General features: G+C 59.1%; 16 protein-coding genes, 3 rRNA genes and 1 pseudogene (1 of these 20 running past the window's edge). 13 read left to right on the plus strand and 7 right to left on the minus strand.

Annotated features, from left to right (window positions below; translation table 11 throughout):
* The 4 genes from PSH66_RS00585 to PSH66_RS00600 form a co-directional block, all read left to right on the plus strand.
* Positions 1-519, plus strand: a 23S ribosomal RNA gene (locus PSH66_RS00585) (it extends 2,373 nt beyond the left edge of the window).
* A 157-nt stretch (positions 520-676) separates the two neighbouring features.
* A 5S ribosomal RNA gene (rrf, locus tag PSH66_RS00590) occupies positions 677-792 on the plus strand.
* Between the two features lie 106 nt (positions 793-898).
* A 5S ribosomal RNA gene (gene rrf, locus PSH66_RS00595) occupies positions 899-1,014 on the plus strand.
* A gap of 289 nt (positions 1,015-1,303) precedes the next feature.
* A complete protein-coding gene (locus PSH66_RS00600; protein WP_003170845.1) occupies positions 1,304-3,184 on the plus strand; it encodes a methyl-accepting chemotaxis protein in 1,881 nt (626 codons plus the stop codon).
* 37 nt (positions 3,185-3,221) lie between these two features.
* Here PSH66_RS00600 and PSH66_RS00605 read toward each other — a convergent pair whose 3' ends face one another.
* From PSH66_RS00605 to PSH66_RS00625, 5 genes are all read right to left on the minus strand, one after another.
* A complete protein-coding gene (locus PSH66_RS00605) occupies positions 3,222-3,686 on the minus strand; it encodes an SRPBCC family protein (RefSeq protein WP_003170846.1) in 465 nt (154 codons plus the stop codon).
* Between the two features lie 19 nt (positions 3,687-3,705).
* Entirely contained in the window at positions 3,706-7,086 is a 3,381-nt protein-coding gene (locus PSH66_RS00610) for an amino acid adenylation domain-containing protein (RefSeq protein ID WP_305428169.1), read from the minus strand.
* Entirely contained in the window at positions 7,083-8,021 is a 939-nt protein-coding gene (locus PSH66_RS00615) for a diiron oxygenase (protein ID WP_305428170.1), read from the minus strand. The genes PSH66_RS00610 and PSH66_RS00615 overlap by 4 nt, the downstream gene beginning before the upstream one ends.
* Positions 8,018-8,776, minus strand: coding sequence for a DUF3050 domain-containing protein (locus PSH66_RS00620; protein WP_003170849.1), 759 nt, complete (start codon positions 8,774-8,776; stop codon positions 8,018-8,020). Before PSH66_RS00620 ends, PSH66_RS00615 begins: the two co-directional genes overlap by 4 nt.
* A gap of 324 nt (positions 8,777-9,100) precedes the next feature.
* Positions 9,101-9,811: a GntR family transcriptional regulator gene (locus PSH66_RS00625; RefSeq protein WP_003170850.1), complete on the minus strand. Its 711-nt coding sequence runs from the start codon at positions 9,809-9,811 to the stop codon at positions 9,101-9,103.
* Between the two features lie 266 nt (positions 9,812-10,077).
* Here PSH66_RS00625 and PSH66_RS00630 point away from each other — a divergent pair, with 266 nt between their 5' ends.
* The 9 genes and pseudogenes from PSH66_RS00630 (at position 10,078) to PSH66_RS00670 (ending at position 19,420) form a co-directional block, all read left to right on the plus strand.
* On the plus strand, positions 10,078-10,971 hold the full coding sequence (locus tag PSH66_RS00630) for a TauD/TfdA family dioxygenase (protein WP_003170852.1): 894 nt from the start codon (positions 10,078-10,080) through the stop codon (positions 10,969-10,971).
* 14 nt (positions 10,972-10,985) lie between these two features.
* Positions 10,986-12,011, plus strand: a complete 1,026-nt coding sequence (locus tag PSH66_RS00635) for an ABC transporter substrate-binding protein (RefSeq protein WP_003170853.1) — start codon at positions 10,986-10,988, stop codon at positions 12,009-12,011.
* Between the two features lies 1 nt (position 12,012).
* Positions 12,013-12,864, plus strand: a complete 852-nt coding sequence (locus PSH66_RS00640; RefSeq protein WP_003170854.1) for an ABC transporter ATP-binding protein — start codon at positions 12,013-12,015, stop codon at positions 12,862-12,864.
* An 11-nt stretch (positions 12,865-12,875) separates the two neighbouring features.
* The gene (locus tag PSH66_RS00645) at positions 12,876-13,724 is read left to right on the plus strand and encodes an ABC transporter permease (protein ID WP_003170857.1); all 849 of its coding nucleotides are present in this window, start codon (positions 12,876-12,878) and stop codon (positions 13,722-13,724) included.
* A gap of 54 nt (positions 13,725-13,778) precedes the next feature.
* Positions 13,779-14,705 carry a LysR family transcriptional regulator gene (locus PSH66_RS00650; RefSeq protein ID WP_003170858.1) on the plus strand — a complete coding sequence of 309 codons (927 nt, stop codon included), beginning with the start codon at positions 13,779-13,781 and terminating at the stop codon, positions 14,703-14,705.
* A gap of 145 nt (positions 14,706-14,850) precedes the next feature.
* On the plus strand, positions 14,851-16,386 hold the full coding sequence (locus PSH66_RS00655; protein WP_305428171.1) for an MFS transporter: 1,536 nt from the start codon (positions 14,851-14,853) through the stop codon (positions 16,384-16,386).
* A 15-nt stretch (positions 16,387-16,401) separates the two neighbouring features.
* A complete protein-coding gene (locus PSH66_RS00660) occupies positions 16,402-17,460 on the plus strand; it encodes an HlyD family secretion protein (RefSeq protein WP_305428172.1) in 1,059 nt (352 codons plus the stop codon).
* Positions 17,457-18,901: pseudogene (locus tag PSH66_RS00665) on the plus strand (efflux transporter outer membrane subunit). The gene PSH66_RS00660 and the pseudogene PSH66_RS00665 overlap by 4 nt, the downstream one beginning before the upstream one ends.
* Positions 18,902-19,009: 108 nt before the next feature.
* A complete protein-coding gene (locus tag PSH66_RS00670; protein WP_003170864.1) occupies positions 19,010-19,420 on the plus strand; it encodes a hypothetical protein in 411 nt (136 codons plus the stop codon).
* A 192-nt stretch (positions 19,421-19,612) separates the two neighbouring features.
* Here the strand turns inward: PSH66_RS00670 and PSH66_RS00675 are convergent, their stop codons facing one another.
* Together PSH66_RS00675 and PSH66_RS00680 are read right to left on the minus strand one after the other, a co-directional pair.
* Positions 19,613-20,284, minus strand: coding sequence for a protein phosphatase 2C domain-containing protein (locus tag PSH66_RS00675; protein WP_080547129.1), 672 nt, complete (start codon positions 20,282-20,284; stop codon positions 19,613-19,615).
* Positions 20,281-20,964, minus strand: a complete 684-nt coding sequence (locus tag PSH66_RS00680) for a hypothetical protein (protein ID WP_305429561.1) — start codon at positions 20,962-20,964, stop codon at positions 20,281-20,283. The genes PSH66_RS00675 and PSH66_RS00680 overlap by 4 nt, the downstream gene beginning before the upstream one ends.

Genomic DNA, 20,964 nt, shown 5'->3' on the forward strand with positions numbered 1-20,964 from the left:
TTAGTGATCCGGTGGTTCTGTATGGAAGGGCCATCGCTCAACGGATAAAAGGTACTCCGGGGATAACAGGCTGATACCGCCCAAGAGTTCATATCGACGGCGGTGTTTGGCACCTCGATGTCGGCTCATCACATCCTGGGGCTGAAGCCGGTCCCAAGGGTATGGCTGTTCGCCATTTAAAGTGGTACGCGAGCTGGGTTTAGAACGTCGTGAGACAGTTCGGTCCCTATCTGCCGTGGACGTTTGAGATTTGAGAGGGGCTGCTCCTAGTACGAGAGGACCGGAGTGGACGAACCTCTGGTGTTCCGGTTGTCACGCCAGTGGCATTGCCGGGTAGCTATGTTCGGAATAGATAACCGCTGAAAGCATCTAAGCGGGAAACTAGCCTCAAGATGAGATCTCACTGGGACCTTGAGTCCCCTGAAGGGCCGTCGAAGACTACGACGTTGATAGGTTGGGTGTGTAAGCGCTGTGAGGCGTTGAGCTAACCAATACTAATTGCCCGTGAGGCTTGACCATATAACACCCAAGCAATTTGCTGACCTGAGAAGGCACCAGATTGCGGTGTGTGAAGACGAGATGAACCGAAAGTTCGACGCTCACAAAACACCGACAGCTGTCACATACCCAATTTGCTGAAGCGAGGCCATCAGGTCACGACTCAGTACCCGAATTTCTTGACGACCATAGAGCATTGGAACCACCTGATCCCATCCCGAACTCAGAAGTGAAACGATGCATCGCCGATGGTAGTGTGGGGTTTCCCCATGTGAGAGTAGGTCATCGTCAAGATTAAATTCCGAAACCCCATTTGCGAAAGCAGGTGGGGTTTTGTTTATGTAGAAGTCCTTGATTTTAACCGGCACGTTGCGATGCAACGGTCTGGTAAACAGAATTTCTTGACGACCATAGAGCATTGGAACCACCTGATCCCATCCCGAACTCAGAAGTGAAACGATGCATCGCCGATGGTAGTGTGGGGTTTCCCCATGTGAGAGTAGGTCATCGTCAAGATTAAATTCCGAAACCCCTGTCTGCTGACGCAGACAGGGGTTTTGTCGTTTTGAAGGGTTGATCCGTACTCGTCGGATCCCCCGACTTCGCGCCGCGAAGCTCTACCGCCTGTCTATTTCTTATGCGGGAAAAACATTTTTCCCGATATCACCTAAGTTTTACCTTTCTGTGGCCGAAAGCCTGATGAGCCATGCGTGCACCGAAATAGAGCAGCTCCTAAGCCGTCTATATCGAACAAGGAATGTTCCTCTCGGCACGCTCCCCCCATTTGGCAAAAGAAGTCGATGAAATGAATCTCAAGTTCAGTCATAAAATTCTGTTGGCCGCGTCAGGCGTTGTGGTCCTAGCCTTCGCGTTATTCACGCTTTACAACGATTACCTGCAGCGCAGTACGATCAAACAGAACCTGGAGTCATCCATTCAGCAATCCGGTGAGCTCACCGCCAGTAGTGTGCAGAACTGGCTCAGTGGCCGAATACTGGTCCTTGAAAGTCTTACGCAGAATTTCGCCCATCAAGGCAATGCTGCGGACCTTCCAGGTCTGGTCGATCAGTCGGCGTTCACCTCGAACTTCCAGTTCACCTATGTTGGGCAAACCAATGGTGTATTCACCCAGCGCCCGGATGCAAAGATGCCCGATGGCTATGACCCTCGTCAGCGCCCCTGGTACAAGCAAGCCGTGGCTGCCGATAAACCCATGCTCACGCCACCCTATATGGCTGCAGTGGGTGGGCAGATCGTCACCATCGCCATGCCGGTGAAAAAGAATGGCGAGCTGCTGGGTGTCGTCGGCGGTGACCTGAGTTTGCAAACCCTGGTGAAGATCATCAACTCCGTGGACTTCGGTGGCATCGGCCATGCGTTCCTGGTCAGCGGCGATGGCCAAGTCATCGTCAGCCCTGATCAGGATCAGGTGATGAAAAACCTTAAGGACATCTACCCGGGCACCAGCGTGCGGATAGAGAAGGTTAACCAGGATGTCGTTCTCAATGGCCAGGATCGTATTCTGTCATTCACGCCTATCAGCGGTTTGCCGGGGGCAGATTGGTACATCGGCCTGTCGATCGATAAACAAAAAGCCTACGCCCCTTTGGGTAAGTTCCGGACTTCTGCGTTGATCGCCATGGTGATCGCCGTGGTCGCAATTGCTGTGCTCTTGAGCCTGCTTATCCAAGTGTTGTTACGACCTCTGAATACCATGGGCGTCGCCATGCAGGATATCGCGCAGGGCGAGGGCGACCTGACTCGCCGTCTGGCTGTCACCAGCAAGGACGAGTTCGGCGAAGTGGCAAGCGCGTTCAATGAGTTTGTGGAGCGTATTCACGCGTCGATTTCTGAGGTGTCTTCGGCAACGCGCCAGGTTCACGATCTGTCCCAACGCGTGATGGCTTCTTCCAACGCATCGATCATCGGCTCGGATGAGCAAAGCGCCCGCACCAACAGCGTCGCTGCAGCCATCAACGAGCTGGGCGCGGCCACCCAGGAAATCGCACGTAACGCCGCCGATGCTTCACAGCATGCCAGTGGCGCCAGCGAACAGGCTGACGATGGGCGCAAAGTGGTTGAGCAAACCATTCTGGCAATGTCTGAGCTTTCACAAAAGATCAGTTTGTCCTGCACCCAGATCGAAACCCTGAACGCCAGCACCGACAACATTGGCCACATTCTTGACGTGATCAAGGGCATCTCCCAGCAAACCAATTTGCTCGCACTCAACGCAGCGATTGAAGCAGCCCGTGCAGGGGAGGCCGGGCGTGGGTTTGCCGTCGTTGCAGACGAGGTGCGCAACCTGGCTCATCGCACCCAAGAGTCGGCCGAAGAAATTCACAAGATGATCACCTCGCTGCAAGTGGGCTCGCGCGAAGCGGTGACCACCATGAATGCCAGTCAAACGTCCAGCGAGGAAAGCGTTCAGGTGGCCAACCAGGCCGGCGAGCGCCTTATCAGCGTGACGCAGCGGATCGTTGAAATCGACGGAATGAACCAGTCGGTCGCCGCAGCTACCGAAGAGCAGACTGCGGTGGTGGAAACGCTCAATGTCGACATCAACCAGATCAACCTGCTGAACCAGCAGGGTGTGACCAATCTCAACGAAACCCTCAAGGACTGCGATGCCCTGTCGCAGCAGGCCAATCGGTTGAAGCAACTGGTCGACAGCTTCAAGATCTGATCCGCTGATGATGGAGTAGGAGTGAGCGGTTTCGCTCCTATGGCTTGACCAGCAAGCGTCGTACATTCTCCAGGGCGCTGCTGGCGAAGTCTTGCACAAACTGCTCAAACCCCTCCTGTGCGGCGTCCATGGGCTCTGCAATGATGGTCCAAGTTACTCTGGAGCATTGTGCTCCAAGTGCTTGGACGCTGATCGCTGCCCACAACCGCGCCACACCGAGGGTGTTGTAGATCGTGGTCCAGGTCATGTGCATAGCCTGTTCATCGCGACTATTGAGTTGCTCGACGACACAGTTGCCATCGCGAAAATTTTTTTTGCGCAAAGCGCCCACACCCGTGCCGATCATTTCAATGTGCATAAGGGCAGGAATGAAGGCATCAAAGCCTGCAAACTGCCCCACTACACTCCACAGCCGACGGGCGTGGCAATCAACCACGGCAGAGGCCACAATCGGCACGCTGCTCGGGTTGCGGATTAACGTATCGGGTTGCAGCGGTTTCATAAGAATGTCCTGAAGCGGTTCATAGAAAGCTGATGGCCTTGAGGTAGTTGCAGCCTTTGCTGAGTAGCGTTGCGTCTTTTTCGGGATACTGCTCTCCCATTTTCTGAACACCGCGTCGTGCGTTGTCATGAAGAATCATCGACGTGTCTCCTATGTCGTCATCCAAGTGATCCAGATAAAAGCCCAGTACACCGAATAGAGCATTGTCCTGACCCACGGCTCTCAGAGCCTGCTGCCACTGCTTGATGTCCACCCGCTCGAACGGGTAGCCGGCCCCGCTGAAGGCGTCCAGGTAATGTTCCCAGCTCAAGGGCTGAGGGTTGTGCAAGTTGAAGACGTTGTCATGGGCTTGGAAGCTGGCGCAGTGGACGGCAATGAAGCGACTCAGGAAGTCCACTGGCATCAAGTCGAAGTTCAGCTCCAGGCGAGGCAGCACACCCAGTTGCAGCGACCCCTTGAGCATCAGCATCAGGCGGTTTTTATGCGGCTGGCAGACACCGTTACGGCTGTTGAAACTGATGTTTCCCGGCCGGAGGATATTCACCCAGGCGCCCTGTTCGACGGCACGCCCCAGCAACCGCTCCGCGACCCACTTGGACAGGTTGTAGCCATTTCTCACATACAGGGGCAGGGTCGCGGCGGCGGGTTCCTCAAGAACATGCCCCTGCGTGTCGATGCTGCTGGAAGCCGACAATGTCGAAACAAAGTTCAAGACTTTCTTACTGTGGGTTTCGCACAAACGCAGGCACTCGAATATGGGATCGACGTTGTCCTTTGCCAGTGAGGCGTAGTCCATCACGTGGTTGACCTGTGCTGCGTTGTGCACCAGCACACCAAAGTCCCTGGCGAGGGATTCATATGCCTCGGTCGTCAAGCCCAATCGCGGCAAGCTGACATCGGCAGCGAAGACCCGCACGCGGCTCAAATCCAGATGTTCCAGGCGGTATTCGCGCAATGCCTGGGTAAACCGGGCCATTGCAGACGCCCCCGGCTGCTCGCGTACCAGGCAGGCCACTTCGATTGCGCCATCCGCCAATAGCGCTTCGACAATATGCACGCCGACGAAACTGTTGGCCCCCGTCACGATCATTTTTCGCGGGTCTCCCGCGCAGTCCTCGTCCAGCGCGCTGATCGCCCACTCCCGCTGGGTATCCTCCAGCGCCTGGGCGCTGGAGGTGTCCGGTAGCTCACCATCCTCAAGCAACGTGGCGAGGGCACGGATCGTCGGCACTTCGATGAAATGGCTCAATGCGAAACTACGGCCAAACTGCTCGCGCACACGCAGCAGCAAGGTCGACAGCAAAATCGAATGGCCGCCGAGATCGAAGAAGCTGCCATCGATGGATAACGCGCCAGAGGGCAATTCCAGCAGTTCGCGCCACAACTGAGTCAATTGCGCTTGAAGCGCAGTGTTTGCATCGTCGTGGACAGGTAGGTGGGAACGAGGCGGCAGCGCCATGGCCAATAGTGCCTGGCGGTCGACTTTGCCGTTGATGGTGCGTGGCATGCCTTGCAACGCGACCCAGGAGGCAGGTTGCATATACTCCGGTAGCCACTGCCGTGCGTGTTGCTTGAGGGCTGGCATACTGGCGCCGGGCTCGGGTTGGGCGGCAAAACCGTGGATCCTGTCATCACGATCGATGATCACTGCCACTTGTCGATACAGCCGACTGTCGCGCAAGCACTGCTCGATCTCCCGGGGCTCGACCCGAAAGCCGCGAATCTTCACCTGATTATCGCGCCGCCCGCCCAGCAGGATGCCTGTAGGTGTCCACTGAGCCAGGTCGCCGCTACGGTAGGCGCGAAGAACCTGGCCACTGGGTATCGACAGCTCGACAAACGCACTCTCAGCCTGCCCAGGCGCATTCACGTACCCCAGGCTCACCCCAGGTCCGACGATGTAAACCTCGCCCTGCACCTGCTCATCCACCGGTTGCAGGTTGTCGTCGAGGATCAGCACCTGGCTGTTGGCGATGGGCACGCCAATGTTTCGGTTGCTGTCTGCCGGTTGCAACCTGCGGTGAGTCACCAGCACCGTGGTTTCGGTGGGGCCATAGAGATTATGGAACTGGCACTGCCCGGCCAATCGCTCGATGACAAGGGGTTCGCAGACATCGCCACCCGTGAGCAAGTGAGTGACGCCAAGCGGTTGATCCAGCGGCAGGATATTGAGCAGGGCGGGCGGCAGGAAAGCATGGGTGATGGACTGCCGGCGCAGTAGCGCCATCAGTTGATGAGGGTCGCGTCGTTGCTCCTCGCCGGGGACGATCAACTGGGCACCGGCGATCAGCGCCGGGAAGATATCAATCAATGACGAGTCGAAACTCAACGGTGAAAACTGCAGAACGCGGCTGTGCTCGTCCAGCGCCATACAGGTGCCGAACCATGCCGTGAAATGCGCCAGGTTGGCTTGGCTGAGCAGTGCGCCCTTGGGGCGACCCGTGGTGCCTGATGTATAGAGCACCATGCACGGCGCATCGGGGTCGGGCCGATGCTGCGTCAGATCGGATACGCTGTCGGCGTTTCGTGGCCTGATAGCACTGACATCCAGCGCAATGAAACGCTCGCGCAGTAAGTGCCGACCGGCATCCAGCAATACGCCTGCCCTCGCATCTTCGAGCATGGCCTGATGGCGTTGAGGTGGCTGTTCGGGTTCCAGCGGCAGGTACACCGCGCCACTGCCCAGTACCGCAAGGATACTGGCATACAGCTCGATAGACTTTCCCAAGCACACGCCGACTACGGCTGGGGTTTCGAGCCCCTCCAGCGCTGGCCGCAATTGCTGTTGAATCGCCATTGCGCGGCTGCGCAGTTGCCGGTAGGTCCATGCCTTGCCGGCAATGTTCAACGCCGTTCGTTCGGAAAAGGCCTGAAGGCTCGCCTGTAAACGCTCGATCATCGGCACTTGGGCTTGTCGGCTTAGTCCTGGGTCAAAGGTACGGTTGAATCGATGTAAAAACGCCAGCGCCTCCAACCCTTGCAGGCTTTGTTCGGGCCAGTCGGTGGCGATGGCTGTCATGGCGAAATATTCGAGGTCTCGTGAAAAACAACTGACCTGCGCCGCCACCCAATCCACCAGCGTGCTGGTCGCCCGTTGACGCATTCGTTGACCATTGCCGCTGGGCTCTGCGGCGACGTCCAGTACGGCCAATACAGCTCGGTCACGGTCGTAGAGGCGCAGCTGCAAGGCGGGCAACCCATACTCGGTGATGGGCCCCACACCCAGGCGCAGGTTGATGCACATCGTTTTGCCCACATGGGCCGGAAGAGGTTCGCTGCCATCATCAATCCACAGGTCGATGGCCTCATTACCCGAGACGTGGCCGTACTGTTCCAGCACCAGCCTGATCGCGTCCAGGGCTTTGCTGGAACCGTTCCAGCCGATCCTCAGGCGCTTCATGCCCGCACCGGCAAGAGATCGTTCAGCGCTCGCGCCACGCTCGGCGTTTGCAGCAAACCGCTGTGTTGCAGGAAAGCCATGATATTGCCCATCAACGGATGCTGACGGGTGATGGGAAACGCAAGCGCCCTGATTTCATCGCTCAATGCGCTGCGTACGCGTGCGCTGACACCCAGGTGCTCGATCAGTTGTAGATCAAAGCTCTTTTGCAGGTCGTTGGTCAGGTAACGCGCCAGGAACGTCGGCAGTACTTGAGCGATGCCGTCACGGTCATCCGGGCTCGCGGCCTGCCAATAAAGGCGCACCAACCGAGTCCAGAATTGTGCGTGACGGCCCTCATCAAACAGGTGGTCGGCCATCAAGCCACGTAGGGAGGCTTTGACGCTGCTGTCCTTGGAAAACGCGGCTACATCCTGGGTGACTGTGTTTTCGGCGATTGCCACGCCGATCAGTTCCACGGCATCGCGCAGATGGGCCGGCGCCTCTGCCTGTGCTGTCGGGAGTGCGCGGCTCAGTTCGATTTGCTCAGGCAACTGGAGCGGCTGTATGCCCGTCATGGCTACGGTTTGTTGCAGTAAGTCCAGGGCGACCAAGGCGTGGTAATCCTCGTCCACCACGACCGTCATTGCATCAATTCGACAGGCGAGGGGGAAGGGCAGCGAGAAGCGATTCTTGGCAATGCGGCGTGCGGTCCTGTCGACGATCTCGGTTTCGAAGATCACCACGTCGTTGATGAATTTGTAGAAGCTCTGCAACAGCACGAAGTCGCGCCACTGTGGGCAATGCTCCAGAAAGGTCGCGCTGAGTACCAGAGGTTGGCGACACAGCGGGTAGATCAAGTTGTCATCGTTTTCCAGCACACGGCGGGGGCGCGTGCGGATGGTTGCCCTGCGCTCCCAGTCATCGATAATCGAAGGGTAGTCGGCGATGCTCATGGACGTACCTCCTGCAGCGACGCCCGCACCTCGTCCCAAAAACGGATACGGCTTTCCACGGCGGCAAGGGCTGCGTCGTCTGCTTGTGATGGGTAGGTCGGGTCTGCGCCGACCAGGCGTTCAAGCAGCAACCGGGCTGCCGGCGCGTGATCCTGAGCGTCCAGTTCGATATGGCGTCTTAGATACCTGCACAAGGTTGGCGCCTGGTGATGAACAAACCCGTCGCTGTGCAAGATGCGCTCGAACAGAGTCGGTATCACAGACTCGCGACTGTGAAAGAACGCGGCCGCCACGCAATGAGTGGGGGCGTGCCGGGCGATGTGCAACGTATCCGTCACAAGACGGCTCACCCCAGCAGGCACATCGAGCCTATGCAAGGCCGAGCTCGCTTCCAGGCCGTTGCGCTGCAGCGCAATGAAGCGGTTGATCACCATGGTGCTGGCGCCGACTTCGGCCATGGCTTCCAGGTACAACTCGAAGTGGCTGCAATGGCCTTGCCGGGGATGTTCGTCCGACTCCTCGCCCAACACGATTTCATTGATCAGACGTGCCGCTTGCGGATCAGCAGGGGGCAGCCAGGGCAAATGGGTGCAGGTCAGATCCTGTTGCAGACGTTTGACGAGGGTCATGAAATCCCAAACAGAGAACACATGAGTTTCCATGAAAAGTTGTAACTTTCGACGCGATGTTATTTCTTGGAACAGCGGGTGGCTACACAATTGAATTTTCTTTTGTTCAAGTAACGGTGGGTACATGGTTGATGCCTATAGTTGTTGCGGCCGCAGAATTAATCCACGGTTGATTATTGTGTTCGGCAAAAAAATGGAACCGGTATCAGCCTGGCGACATAGCGCGAGACCACGCGTAGACGTGGAGTTGGCCTGCCTGGCTTAGTGATAGAAGATGATAAGCGGGTTAAACGATTTAGCGGGGGTATGAATGTACTAGAAGTTTTTCTAAATAATATTGGATGTCAGAAAGTTACTGATTAAAAGTGGGAGGTTTCTTCGGTGCGGAACACTGTCCTACAAGTAAAGTGTTCCGCGGCATTGAGGATTGGCGACGGGAAAGTAAGGGAGTTATTGCACGTTCTTTTTGCCGGCGACATCCAAGCCATTAAGGTAGGTGGTGATCACTTCCATCCCGCGCATCAAGTGATTGCGCAATGTCAGAATACTTTCGCCGACTTTCTTTTGCGCCACCAAATTCAGCAGTTCACGGTGGTCTTCCTGGGATGTCTCGCCCAATCCCATCGCCTCAAGGTTAAAGCGCAGGAAACGTTCTTCCTCATTCAACCCGTGCTCCACTAATTTAAGCAACCGCTGGTTGGGCGCCTTGCCATACAGGGCCATGTGAAACAGACGATTGAGACGGCCAATCTCGGTGTAGTCTTTTTCTTGTTCCAGGGCAGAGATCAGCGCGTCCGCCTCAGCGATGTCGGCGTCGGTCAGCAAGGGAATCGACGAGCGCAGCGCTTCGGACTCCAGCAACATGCGCAGCTCATAAGTCTCTGCCGAATTGTCTTCGATCAACGGTGCAACCACGGCGCCCTTATGGGTGACCACGTGCAACAGTGACTGGGCCTCCAGCTGGCGCAAGGCTTCACGTACCGGCATGCGGCTGACCCCGAACAGGCTGGCCAGTTCCTGCTGGCGCATGGCGGTGCCGCAGGGCAAGCGGCCATCGAGGATGGCATTGCGCAGGGTTTCTTCAATCACGGAGCGCGCCAGGTGAGCGGGAATGGGCCCGCTGACCTTGATGCTGTTCAAAGGGGTCGGCTTCTGCGTCACGGTTACGCTATCCTTCCTTTTGGAATGGTGGTGGCTAATTGGATCCAATGCACACTAGAGACTGCCCATAAGCTTGTCAAACCGGCACGGTTTCGGCTTGTAAGCGTTTCAACACGTCGCTCTGACGGCCCACGCACTGGTTTTCGGCGGTCTGACGCGCCGTTGTCGACTTGCGACATTTCTGTCTATCGATATTCACTATCGGTATTTAAAATGAAATTCTTATACCTATAAAGTCACTCTCCTGTCCGACCGGGAGTGAACTCATGTCCGCCACCTCTACTGTTCCAACAGCGATCCTAACCGCCCAAGCCTTCGAGGTTCGTCCGCTGCCCGGCAGCGTGGGGGCCGAAATCATCGGCCTGGACCTGTCCCGGCCAGTCAACGATCAGGATTTCGCCCGCATTCATCGCGCGCACCTGGATCATCACGTGGTCGTTTTTCGCGACCAACGTATCTCCCCCGAACAACAGATCGCCTTCAGCCGCCGTTTTGGCGTGCTGCAGATTCACGTGCTTAAACAGTTCCTGCTGGCCGACCACCCGGAAATCCTGATCGTCTCCAACATCATTGAAAACGGCCAATCCATCGGCCTGGGTGATGCGGGTAAGTTCTGGCACTCGGACCTGTCCTATAAAGAGCTGCCGAGCCTGGGTTCGATGCTCCACGCCCAGGAGCTGCCATCCGAGGGCGGTGATACCCTGTTCGCCGATATGCACAAAGCCTGGGACCAACTGCCCGAGCACCTGCGCAAAGCCGTTGAAGGCCGCAGCGCCGCGCACTCTTATACCGCGCGCTATAGCGAAACCAAATTCGAAGGCAACTGGCGCCCGACGTTGACGCCAGAGCAGCTTGCCCAAGTCGCGGAAGTGGTTCACCCGATCGTGCGCACCCACCCGGAAAACGGCCGCAAGGCGCTATTTGTCAGCGAGGGTTTCACCACCCGCATCGTCGGCCTGCCGGAGGACGAAAGCCGCGACCTGCTGGCCCAGCTCTACGCCCACAGCGTGCTGCCGCACAACATCTACCGCCACCAGTGGCAGCCCCACGACCTGGTTTTCTGGGACAACCGCTCGCTGATTCACCTGGCCGCCGGTTGCCCGAGCCACCGGCGTCGCAAACTGTTTCGCACCACCATCCAGGGCGATGCGCCTTTCTGATTCGGAGCAAGACCATGTCCAGAAACATTCCTTTTGCGCGATTGGCCGCCACGCTCGGACTCGGTATCAGCCTGCTGGCCGGCAGCCTGATCGCTCCAGCGGCGGCACAGGCCGAAGGCGAGATCCGCATCGCCGAACAATTCGGCATCGTCTACCTGTTGCTCAACGTGGTGCGCGATCAGCATTTGATCGAAAAGTACGGTAAACAGGAAGGCATCGACATCAAGGTCGACTGGACCCAACTCTCGGGCGGCGCGGCGGTCAACGATGCGTTGCTCTCCGGCTCCATCGATATCGCCGGGGCCGGTGTCGGCCCGTTGCTGACCATCTGGGATCGCACCCACGGCAAGCAGAACGTCAAGGCCGTGGCGTCCCTGGGCAACTTCCCCTACTACCTGGTCAGCAACAACCCGAAGGTCAAGACCATCGCTGATTTCACCGACAAGGACCGCATCGCCGTCCCGGCAGTGGGTGTTTCCGTGCAGTCGCGCTTCCTGCAATACGCCGCCGCCAAGCAGTGGGGCGACAAGGAATTCAATCGTCTCGACAAATACACCATTGCGGTCCCGCACCCTGACGCCACGGCTGCATTGATCGCCGGCGGCACCGAGTTGACCGGGCACTTTTCCAACCCGCCCTTCCAGGACCAGGCCCTGACGAACCCTAATGTGCACGTGGTACTGAACACCTACGACCTGCTCGGGCCGAACTCGCCAACCGTGCTGTTCGCCACTGAAAAATTTCGCAACGACAACCCGAAGACCTATAAGGCGTTCATCGAGGCACTGAGCGAAGCCGCGCAGTTCGCCCAGAACGACAAAGGCGCCGCCGCCGATACTTATATTCGTGTGACCAAGGCCAAGATCGACCGCGCCGAGTTGCTCAAAATCATCGACAACCCGCAGTTCGAATTCAGCGTCACCCCGAAGAACACCTACCCGCTGGCGGAATTCCTCTACCGCGTCGGCGCTATCAAAAACAAGCCTGAGTCATGGAAGGACTACTTCTTCCAGGATGCCAAGCCCCTGCAAGGAAGTTGAAATGAACGCGCCCTTGCAAGGCCACACGGCCAGCAACCTGCACACCGCCGAGCCGCTGCTGGCGGTGGATAACGTCAGCCTTGAATACCGCACCCCCGAGCGCGTGGTGCGGGCTACCCATCAGGTCAGTTTCGAAATCGACCCGGCCGACCGCTACGTGTTGCTTGGCCCTTCGGGCTGCGGCAAATCCACCTTGCTCAAATCCATCGCCGGGTTTATCAAACCCTGCGAAGGCGAGATCCGCCTGTTGGGCCAGAAGGTCGAGCAACCGGGCCCGGACCGCATCGTGGTGTTCCAGGAATTCGACCAGTTGCCACCGTGGAAAACCGTCAAGCAGAACGTAATGTTTGCGCTGCTGGCATCCAAGACCCTCAAGCGTCGCGAAGCTGAAGCGCGCGCTCTGCACTACCTCGATAAAGTGGGCCTCAGCGCCTTTGCCGATGCGTACCCGCATACGCTCTCCGGCGGTATGAAAGCCCGTGTCGCCATCGCCCGTGCCCTGGCCATGCAGCCGAAAATCCTGCTGATGGACGAACCCTTCGCCGCCCTCGATGCTCTGACCCGGCGCAAGATGCAGGAAGAGTTGCTGCTGCTCTGGGAGGAAGTGCGCTTCACCCTGCTGTTCGTCACTCACTCCATCGAAGAAGCGCTGGTGGTGGGCAATCGCATTCTGTTGCTGTCGCCGCACCCTGGGCGGGTGCGTGCGGAAATCCACAGCCATCAATACGACCTGCACAGCCTTGGCGGTGTGGACTTCCAGGCGTCGGCGCGGCGGATTCATCGCTTGTTGTTCGATGAATCCACGGCTGCGGAACCCGAGTTGGGTTTTGCCGATATCCGCATCGCTTACTAAGGGGGCAACCCATGCGCCAGGAATACGAAATCACCCTCGAACCGTTGCTCAGTGTCCCGGTGGAACGCGAACTGCCGCTGCGCCAACGCTTGTGGCAACAAGGCTGGCTGCGCAAGGGCCTGATCCTGATCGTGCTGGCGATCCTCTGGGAGGCCGTCGCGCGCTACCAGGACAACGACCTCCTTCTGCCGAGTTTTCTGCAGACCTTCAACGCGCTGTACGACGGCCTGCTCAGCGGCGAATTGCTGAGCAAGGTGAGCATCTCGCTGGTGGTGTTGATCAAGGGTTACCTGATCGGCATTGTGCTGGCGTTCGCCCTGACCACCTTGGCCGTGTCGACCCAATTGGGCCGCGACCTGCTGAGTACCCTGACCTCGATGTTCAACCCGCTGCCGGCCATCGCATTGCTGCCGCTGGCGCTGCTGTGGTTCGGCCTGGGCCAGAACAGCCTGATTTTCGTGCTGGTGCATTCGGTGCTGTGGGCACTGGCGCTCAACACTTACTCGGGGTTCCTCGGCGTGTCCGAAACCCTGCGCATGGCCGGTCGCAATTACGGTCTCAAGGGTATGCGCTTTGTGCTGTTCATCCTGATCCCGGCGGCGCTGCCTTCGATCCTCGCGGGCCTCAAAATTGGCTGGGCGTTTGCCTGGCGCACGCTGATCGCCGCCGAGCTGGTGTTCGGCGCCACCAGTGGCAAAGGCGGTTTGGGCTGGTACATCTTCCAGAACCGCAACGAGCTGTACACCGACAAGGTATTTGCCGGGCTGGCGGTGGTGATCCTGATCGGCCTGCTCGTGGAAAACCTGGTGTTTGACACTTTCGAGCGGCTCACCGTGAAGCGCTGGGGCATGCAACGCTGATACACCTGCTACGATTGCATCCCGCTCACTCCCCCACGATCACGAGTGCTTGGCATGCAACTACCGGACATGAACCTGCTGGTCGCCCTCGACGCCTTGCTCGACGAGGGCAGTGTGGTCGGCGCCGCGCGGCGGATGAACCTCAGCCCGGCGGCCATGAGCCGCACCCTCACGCGTATTCGTGAAGCGGTGGGCGACCCGATCCTGGTGCGGGCTGGTCGGGGGCTGGTACCCACGCCCAAGGCCCTGGAGTTGCAAGGCCAGGTGCGCAACGTGGTGGAACAGGCCGCCTTGCTGTTTCGTTCGGCCGACCAAGTAGACCTGAGCACCCTGCGCCGCCGCTTCAGCGTGCGCGCCAACGACTTTTTTATCGGCGTGTATGGCGGCCGCCTGTTCGACACCATGGAGCGCATGGCCCCGCTGTGCGAGCTGTGCTTCGTGCCCGAAGGCGACACCGATGACGAAGCGCTGCGCGAGGGGCGGCTGGATTTACGTGTGAGCAACACCCAGCCGGCGAGCCCGGAGGTCAAGGTGCAGACCCTGTTCTCCACCACTTTTGTCGGCCTGGCGCGGCAGGACCACCCCTTGTTCGACGAAGACATCACCGCCGCCCGTTTCGCCAGCTATTCCCATATCAGCATCTCGCGGCGCGGCATCGCCCGTGGGCCGATCGACACCGCACTGAACGCCCTAGGCCTGGAACGGCGCGTGGCGATGATCGCCCCAGGTTTCCACGGAGCAATGTTCATGCTGCCCGACTCCGATCTGATCCTGCCGGTGCCCAAGGAGGCGCTCTACAGCGCCAACCGCCTGAAGCTTCCCCTGCGTGCCTTTGCGCTGCCGATCCCGTTGCCGACCCTGGTACTCGCCCAATCCTGGCACCCACGCTTCGACAAAGACCCGGCCCACAAATGGCTGCGCGAGACGATGCGCGAAAGTTGCCATGCCACTTGGCTCGAAGCCCAACCGCCAAACGTCTGAATGCACACGGACCCAATGTGGGAGGGGATTTGTTGCGGATTCAGGATTGCGCTTGGCGCAATTATAAGATACCGATAAGTAACTTTTTGTCATGCTTGTGCCTGAATAAACTGCTCGGGTATTTCTAATCCCGAGTTACCTGTTCATGACTTCCCTCGCTGCCCCCATCCTTGCGGCCGCAGCCAAACCCGCCGCCATGACTGCGCCCGTGTTCGGCCCGCGCATCATCATTGGCCTGGTCGGTGTGTTGTTGGCGGTGCTGGTGTCCGGCCTCAACGAGATGGTCACCAAGGTGGCCCTCGCCGACATTCGTGGTGCGCTGTACATCGGTTTTGACGAAGGCACCTGGCTGGTCGCGGCCTATACCGCCACGTCTGTCGCTGCCATGGCGTTTGCGCCCTGGTGTGCGGTGACGTTTTCCCTGCGCCGCTTCACCCTGTGCGCCATTGGCCTGTTCACCGTGCTGGGCATCCTGTGCCCGTTCGCGCCGAACTACCAAAGTCTGTTGCTGCTGCGCACCGTGCAAGGCTTGGCAGGTGGCGCGTTGCCGCCGATGTTGATGACCGTAGCCCTGCGTTTCCTGCCGGCCAACGTCAAGCTTTACGGCCTGGCCGGCTACGCGCTGACCGCCACCTTCGGCCCAAGCCTGGGCACCCCATTGGCGGCGCTGTGGACCGAGTACGTCGGTTGGCAATGGGCGTTCTGGCAAATCGTGGCGCCATGCCTGCTGGCGCTGGCCGCCGTGGCCTACGGCTTGCCGCAAGATCCGCTGCGCCTGGAGCGCTTCAGGCAGTTCAACTGGCGCGGCCTGCTGTTGGGCTTTCCGGCGATCTGCATGCTGGTGATCGGCATTCTGCAAGGCAATCGGCTGGACTGGTTCGAGTCAGGCCTGATCACCTTTTTACTCAGTGGCGGCAGCCTGCTGTTGGTGCTGTTCATGCTCAATGAGTGGTCTCAGCCGATACCGTTCTTCAACTTGCAGATGCTCGGCCTGCGCAACCTGTCGTTTGCCTTGATCGTGCTGGCGGGTGTGCTGATGGTGCTGACCTCGGTGATCATCATCCCGTCGAGTTTTCTCGCCCAGGTCCAAGGTTATCGTCCTCTGCAAACCGCGCCGGTGATGTTGCTGATGGCGCTGCCGCAGTTGATCGCGCTGCCGCTGGTGGCAGCGTTGTGCAACCTGCGCTGGGTCGATTGCCGCTGGGTGCTGGGCATCGGCTTGAGCATGCTGGCGCTGTGCTGCGTCGGCAGTGCGCACCTGACCTCGGCGTGGATTCGCGACGACTTTTACGGCCTGTACCTGCTGCAAATCTTCGGGCAACCCATGGCCGTGTTGCCGCTGCTGATGCTCTCCACCGGCAGTATCCAACCCACCGATGGGCCGTTCGCCTCGGCCTGGTTCAACACCGTCAAAGGCCTGGCCGCCGTGGTCGCCACCGGCGTGCTGGATACGCTGACCACCCAGCGCCTGCACTTCCATTCGACCCTGCTGGTGGACCGCCTGGGCAATTCGCCCTTGGTCGATGGCGACGCGCCGGGCCTGGCCCATCGGCTGCACGTGCAGGCCGTGGTGCTCACCTCTTCGGACCTCTATTACGTGATGGGCGGTGTCGCCGTGGCGCTGATCCTGCTGATTTTCTGGATGCCCACGCGGATCTTTCCGCCTCGCGCACCGACCTAGCCCCAAGGACTTCTCATGAAACGCAAAGACAAAATGGCCGTCTCCGTCATCGCGGTATTTGCCGTCGGTGTGCTGGTGTACCTGGTTGCGCCGGGTCTGTTGGGCAACCAGCGCCAGAGCACCAACGATGCCTTCGTCGCCGCCGACTTCACCCTCGTCGCCCCGCGCGTGGCCGGGTTTATCAAGGACGTGCTGGTGGAGGACAACCAGCGGGTCAAGGCCGGGCAACTGCTGGCGCTGATCGACGACCGTGATTTTCGCGCCGCCGCCCAGGCCGCCGATGCCGACACACTGGTCGCCCAAGCCCAGCTCAAAAATGCCACCGCGACCCTGGAGCGCCAAAGCTCAGTCATCGCCCAGGCTCAAGCCACCGTCGCCGCAGACCGCGCCGAAGTGGCCTTCGCCGAACACGAACTGAACCGCTACAACCACCTCGCCGGTGTGGGCGCGGGCACAGTGCAAAATGCGCAACAAGCCAAGACCCGCATCGACCAGGCCACCGCGCGCCTGGCCAAGTCCACGGCGGTGCTGGCGGCCGAGCGCAAGCAAGTAGAAATCCTCACCGCCCAGCGCGATGCGGCCGAAGGTGGGCTCAAGCGTGCCCAGGCCGCACTGGAAATGGCCAGCTATCAACTGTCCTACACCCGCATCGTCGCGCCGGTGGACGGCATGGTGGGCGAACGTGCAGTGCGAGTGGGCGCCTACGTGACGCCGGGCAGCAAGATCCTCGCCGTGGTGCCGTTGGCCGAGGCCTATGTGGTGGCCAACTTCCAGGAAACCCAGCTTTCCCACATGCACGCCGGACAGTCGGTGCAGGTACGCGTCGACAGCCTCGACGGCGAATTGCTCAACGGCCACCTGCAAAGCCTGGCGCCCGCGACCGGGGTGACCTTCGCCGCAGTCAAACCCGACAACGCCACTGGCAACTTCACCAAGGTGGTGCAGCGTATTCCGGTGAAGATCGTGCTCGAACCCAACCAACCGCTGACCGAAAGCCTGCGCGTGGGCATGTCGGTGGAAGCCAGCGTCGACACCCAACCGGTCGCGCACCCACGTGAGGTGGCCCAGCAATGAAACGAGTTGCCTGGCTCACCTTGAGCCTGATCAGCCTGAATGCCTGCACCGTAGGCCCGGATTTTCAGCGCCCGCAAACCCCACAGGTCACGCAATGGAGCGAGCCCCAAGGTCGCCAGGCCGACAGCCGTGCGGTCAGCGACCCGTTGCAGGAGCGCTGGTGGGATGTGTTCCACGACGAACAACTCTCGGCCCTCACACGCCGTGCCCTCACCGATAACCTCGACCTGAAACTGGCCAGCAGTCGTCTGGAGCAAAGCCGTGCCGTACGCCAGGTGACCACCGCCGAGCGTTATCCCGAGGTCAATGCCACGGGGGCTTACCAGCGCAAACGCAACAGCGGCAAAGGCTTGAGCGACCCCTCCGGCGAAAACGGCCGCGCCGCGTTCAATCAATGGGACATGGGCTTTTCGGCCGCCTGGGAGTTGGACTTCTGGGGCCGTGTAAAACGCGAAACCGAAGCCGCCGACGCCACCCTGCAAGTCGCCGAAAACGACCGCCGCGCCGTGCTGTTATCGGTGCTGGCCGAAACCGCCCAGGACTACATCCAACTGCGCGGGGTACAAAACACCCGCGCGGTCACCGAGCAAAACCTCGACGTCGCCCGCCACAGCCTCAGGCTTTCGCAACTGCGCCTGGCTGACGGCGTGGCGACGGATCTGGACGTGGCCGAAGCCGCTGCCCAGGTCGCCGCCATCGAGGCGCGCCTGCCCGATCTGCAACAACGCCAGGACCAGTTGATCAACGCCCTGAGCCTGCTGATGGGCGAGCCGCCGCAGGCCCTGCACGCGCAACTGTCCAAGGACGCCGCTGTGCCGCAAGCCCCGCGCCAGGTCGCCATCGGCCTGCCGTCGCAACTTGCCGAACGCCGTCCGGACATCCGCCAGGCCGAAGCCCGCTTGCACGCAGCCACCGCCAGCATCGGCGTAGCCAAGGGCGATTTCTACCCGCGCATCACCTTGTCCGGCAATCTCGGTTCCCAGGCATGCAACTGGCGGATTTCGGCTCATGGGGCTCGCGCGCGTTCGCCTTCGGCCCGCAATTGAGCCTGCCGCTGTTCAACGGCGGGCGCCTGAAAGGCATGTTGAATCTGCGTGAAGCCCAACAACAGGAAGCGGCCCTGGCCTACCAGCACACCGTGCTGCGCGCCTGGCATGAAATCGACGACCAACTGACCCGCTACAACGCCAGCCAACTGCGCCGCGACAGCCTCGCCGAAGCCGTGCGCCAGAACCAGATCGCCCTGGTCACCGCCCAACACCAGTACGTCGAAGGCGTGGCGGATTTCGTCAATGTGCTCACTGTACAAAGCGCATTGCTGGCGACGCAGGAGCAGTGGGTGGAGAGTTCTACCGGCGTGTCGTTGGCGATGGTGGGGTTGTATAAAGCACTGGGAGGGGGCTGGGAGTCGGTGTATCCGCTGGCGGTTGCTCAACGCTGAAATTGGATTGGCTGATGTAGAACCGTTCTTGATTCTTGCTGCTATAAGCTTTGATGAGCCGTGATCGTTAAGCTTTCAGGCCAACTTATTACCTGTGAGCTTTGCCGAATGTCGGTCATCGAAAATCCCTACGCGCCCCCGCAAGCTGATCTAGGCGCCCTATCCTCTGCCAGCCAAACCACATTCTTCGTGGTTGCGCCGCGCAAACTGGTGCTGATGGTGTTGTTGTCTCAGGGTATGTATTCGTTCTATTGGCTCTACAAGCACTGGGCCCGTTATCGGCAGGCAACCGGCGCGAAGGTGTTGCCGCTTGTGCGAGCGTTCTTCTCGGTTTTTTTCTTCTATTCGTTGGTGATGAAAATCAGCCAGAAGCTGGCGCTCGACGGCGTGTCCTATCGATGGTGGCCGAGGAGCCTGGCTCTGGGGCTGATCATCTGTGCGTTCCTGCCTTATGCCTATATCTGGTTCGTCACCTCCTTGACGACATTGAAGTTGAGCATTTGCCTTATGATTCTGTAGGTCTCCCTGGCCGCTCAGGTGCAGGGTGCGGTGAACCAGGTCGAGGGCGACCCCAACGGCAAGGCCAACATACGACTGACCTGGGCGAACGGTATCTGGATCATGATCGGACTAGGCCTCTGGAGTCTGGGCTTTATATCTGCGTTTCTAGAACAAGGGCTGTCCTGATTGAGCCGGGGCGCAGCGTTGCTTCTACGACCGCAATAGCATGAAGGTGACGTCGTCTTCGGTTGAGCAACCTGCAAGGGTTCGCTCCGTGATGGCCTTGAGCTGGTCTGTAGCTGAAAGTTCTGCCCAAAATCCATCCGTTGCCAAAACCCATGTCGTATTCGCAACTGTTTGTATTGATCTGACGGCTGGCTCATGAGGCCTGCGGTAACTCATGCAATTGAGGAGCGTCTTGCGGGCAGGGCTGTCCGCGATGACTGCGTGGCTCAGGTCTCCTTTCCAGTTGGGGCCGCAGTGCGGTGAACTTAGCCAGTACAAGCGCTGATCTTTGCCCAGATATCCAAAGCAACAGTCACCTGCATGGATGGATACGGTCGTTTGATCAATCACCAGCAGCGCAAGGTAGCTGGCGGAGGCGCGTGGAAAGTCTGGGCAAAGGTTCGAGTGCACTTCGCCAAGTGAGCTGAGGACGAGTTCCAGTGCCTTATCAGAGCATGACGTAACTGATGGCCCTGCGCGGGAAAAAGACTTAAGCAGATGGTGAGTCAAGGCCCGCGCCAAGTCGCCGCTACCCGGTCTGGAGGTTCCATCGGCGATTACATGCAGGTACGCCTCCCTGCTTTGAATCGAACCGATGACATCGCGGTTTTCTGTTCTATCAGTTCCTTGCTGACTTAGGCTCAAATGGAGGATCAAGCAGACACTCCCCATTCAATTAGTGTCTTCAGGCGCTCGTGTATCAGTATCTCCCGATCAGCGTCTTGAGCGGTGCTTTGGATGACGTCCTGAAACGCGGACTGTCTCAGCAATGCGGTGAATTGATCGCTCACGAAGCGTCGCAGCTCAAAAGGTGCTTGCTTTACTTCGTCGATAAGCTCTTCCCTCCCGTCCAGCAAGGCGATGATGTCTTCGATGTCATTGGACATCAGTACGTCGCCATGACCTCGACCTTGATAAGCCTGAAGTTTTGCAGCGAGGAACCACGGCGCTGCAAAGACTTTGATAGATGTTCCGTTGGGGAGTGTGTAGTCGACGGCGTTTTCCAGTCCGCCGACAAACCAGGTATTGGAAAAGCCCAAGACCTTTTCATCGGTCGGCATGAAATCGACTTTCAAGGCGCCGAGCCGTAAACGACAGGTGACGGAGTCCTGGCCAGTATTTTTGAAGCCTCGGGGCTTCAGGTTTTCTTCCAGCCGATACCAGTCAGGGGTGCCGGTCAGGTGAATGACCAAGTCCACATCATCCGTGCCGCGAATTGATTCAAGTGTGTATTCGTCGGTGATGAGCAAAACAGTCGTGCATCCGCCGACAAAGGCCACTTGCTCCCGCAACTCTTCGCCAAGCGCCTGGGCGACCTCTTCGAGCATTTGCAGCAT

Source organism: Pseudomonas sp. FP597, from assembly GCF_030687435.1.
Classification (GTDB): domain Bacteria; phylum Pseudomonadota; class Gammaproteobacteria; order Pseudomonadales; family Pseudomonadaceae; genus Aquipseudomonas; species Aquipseudomonas lactucae.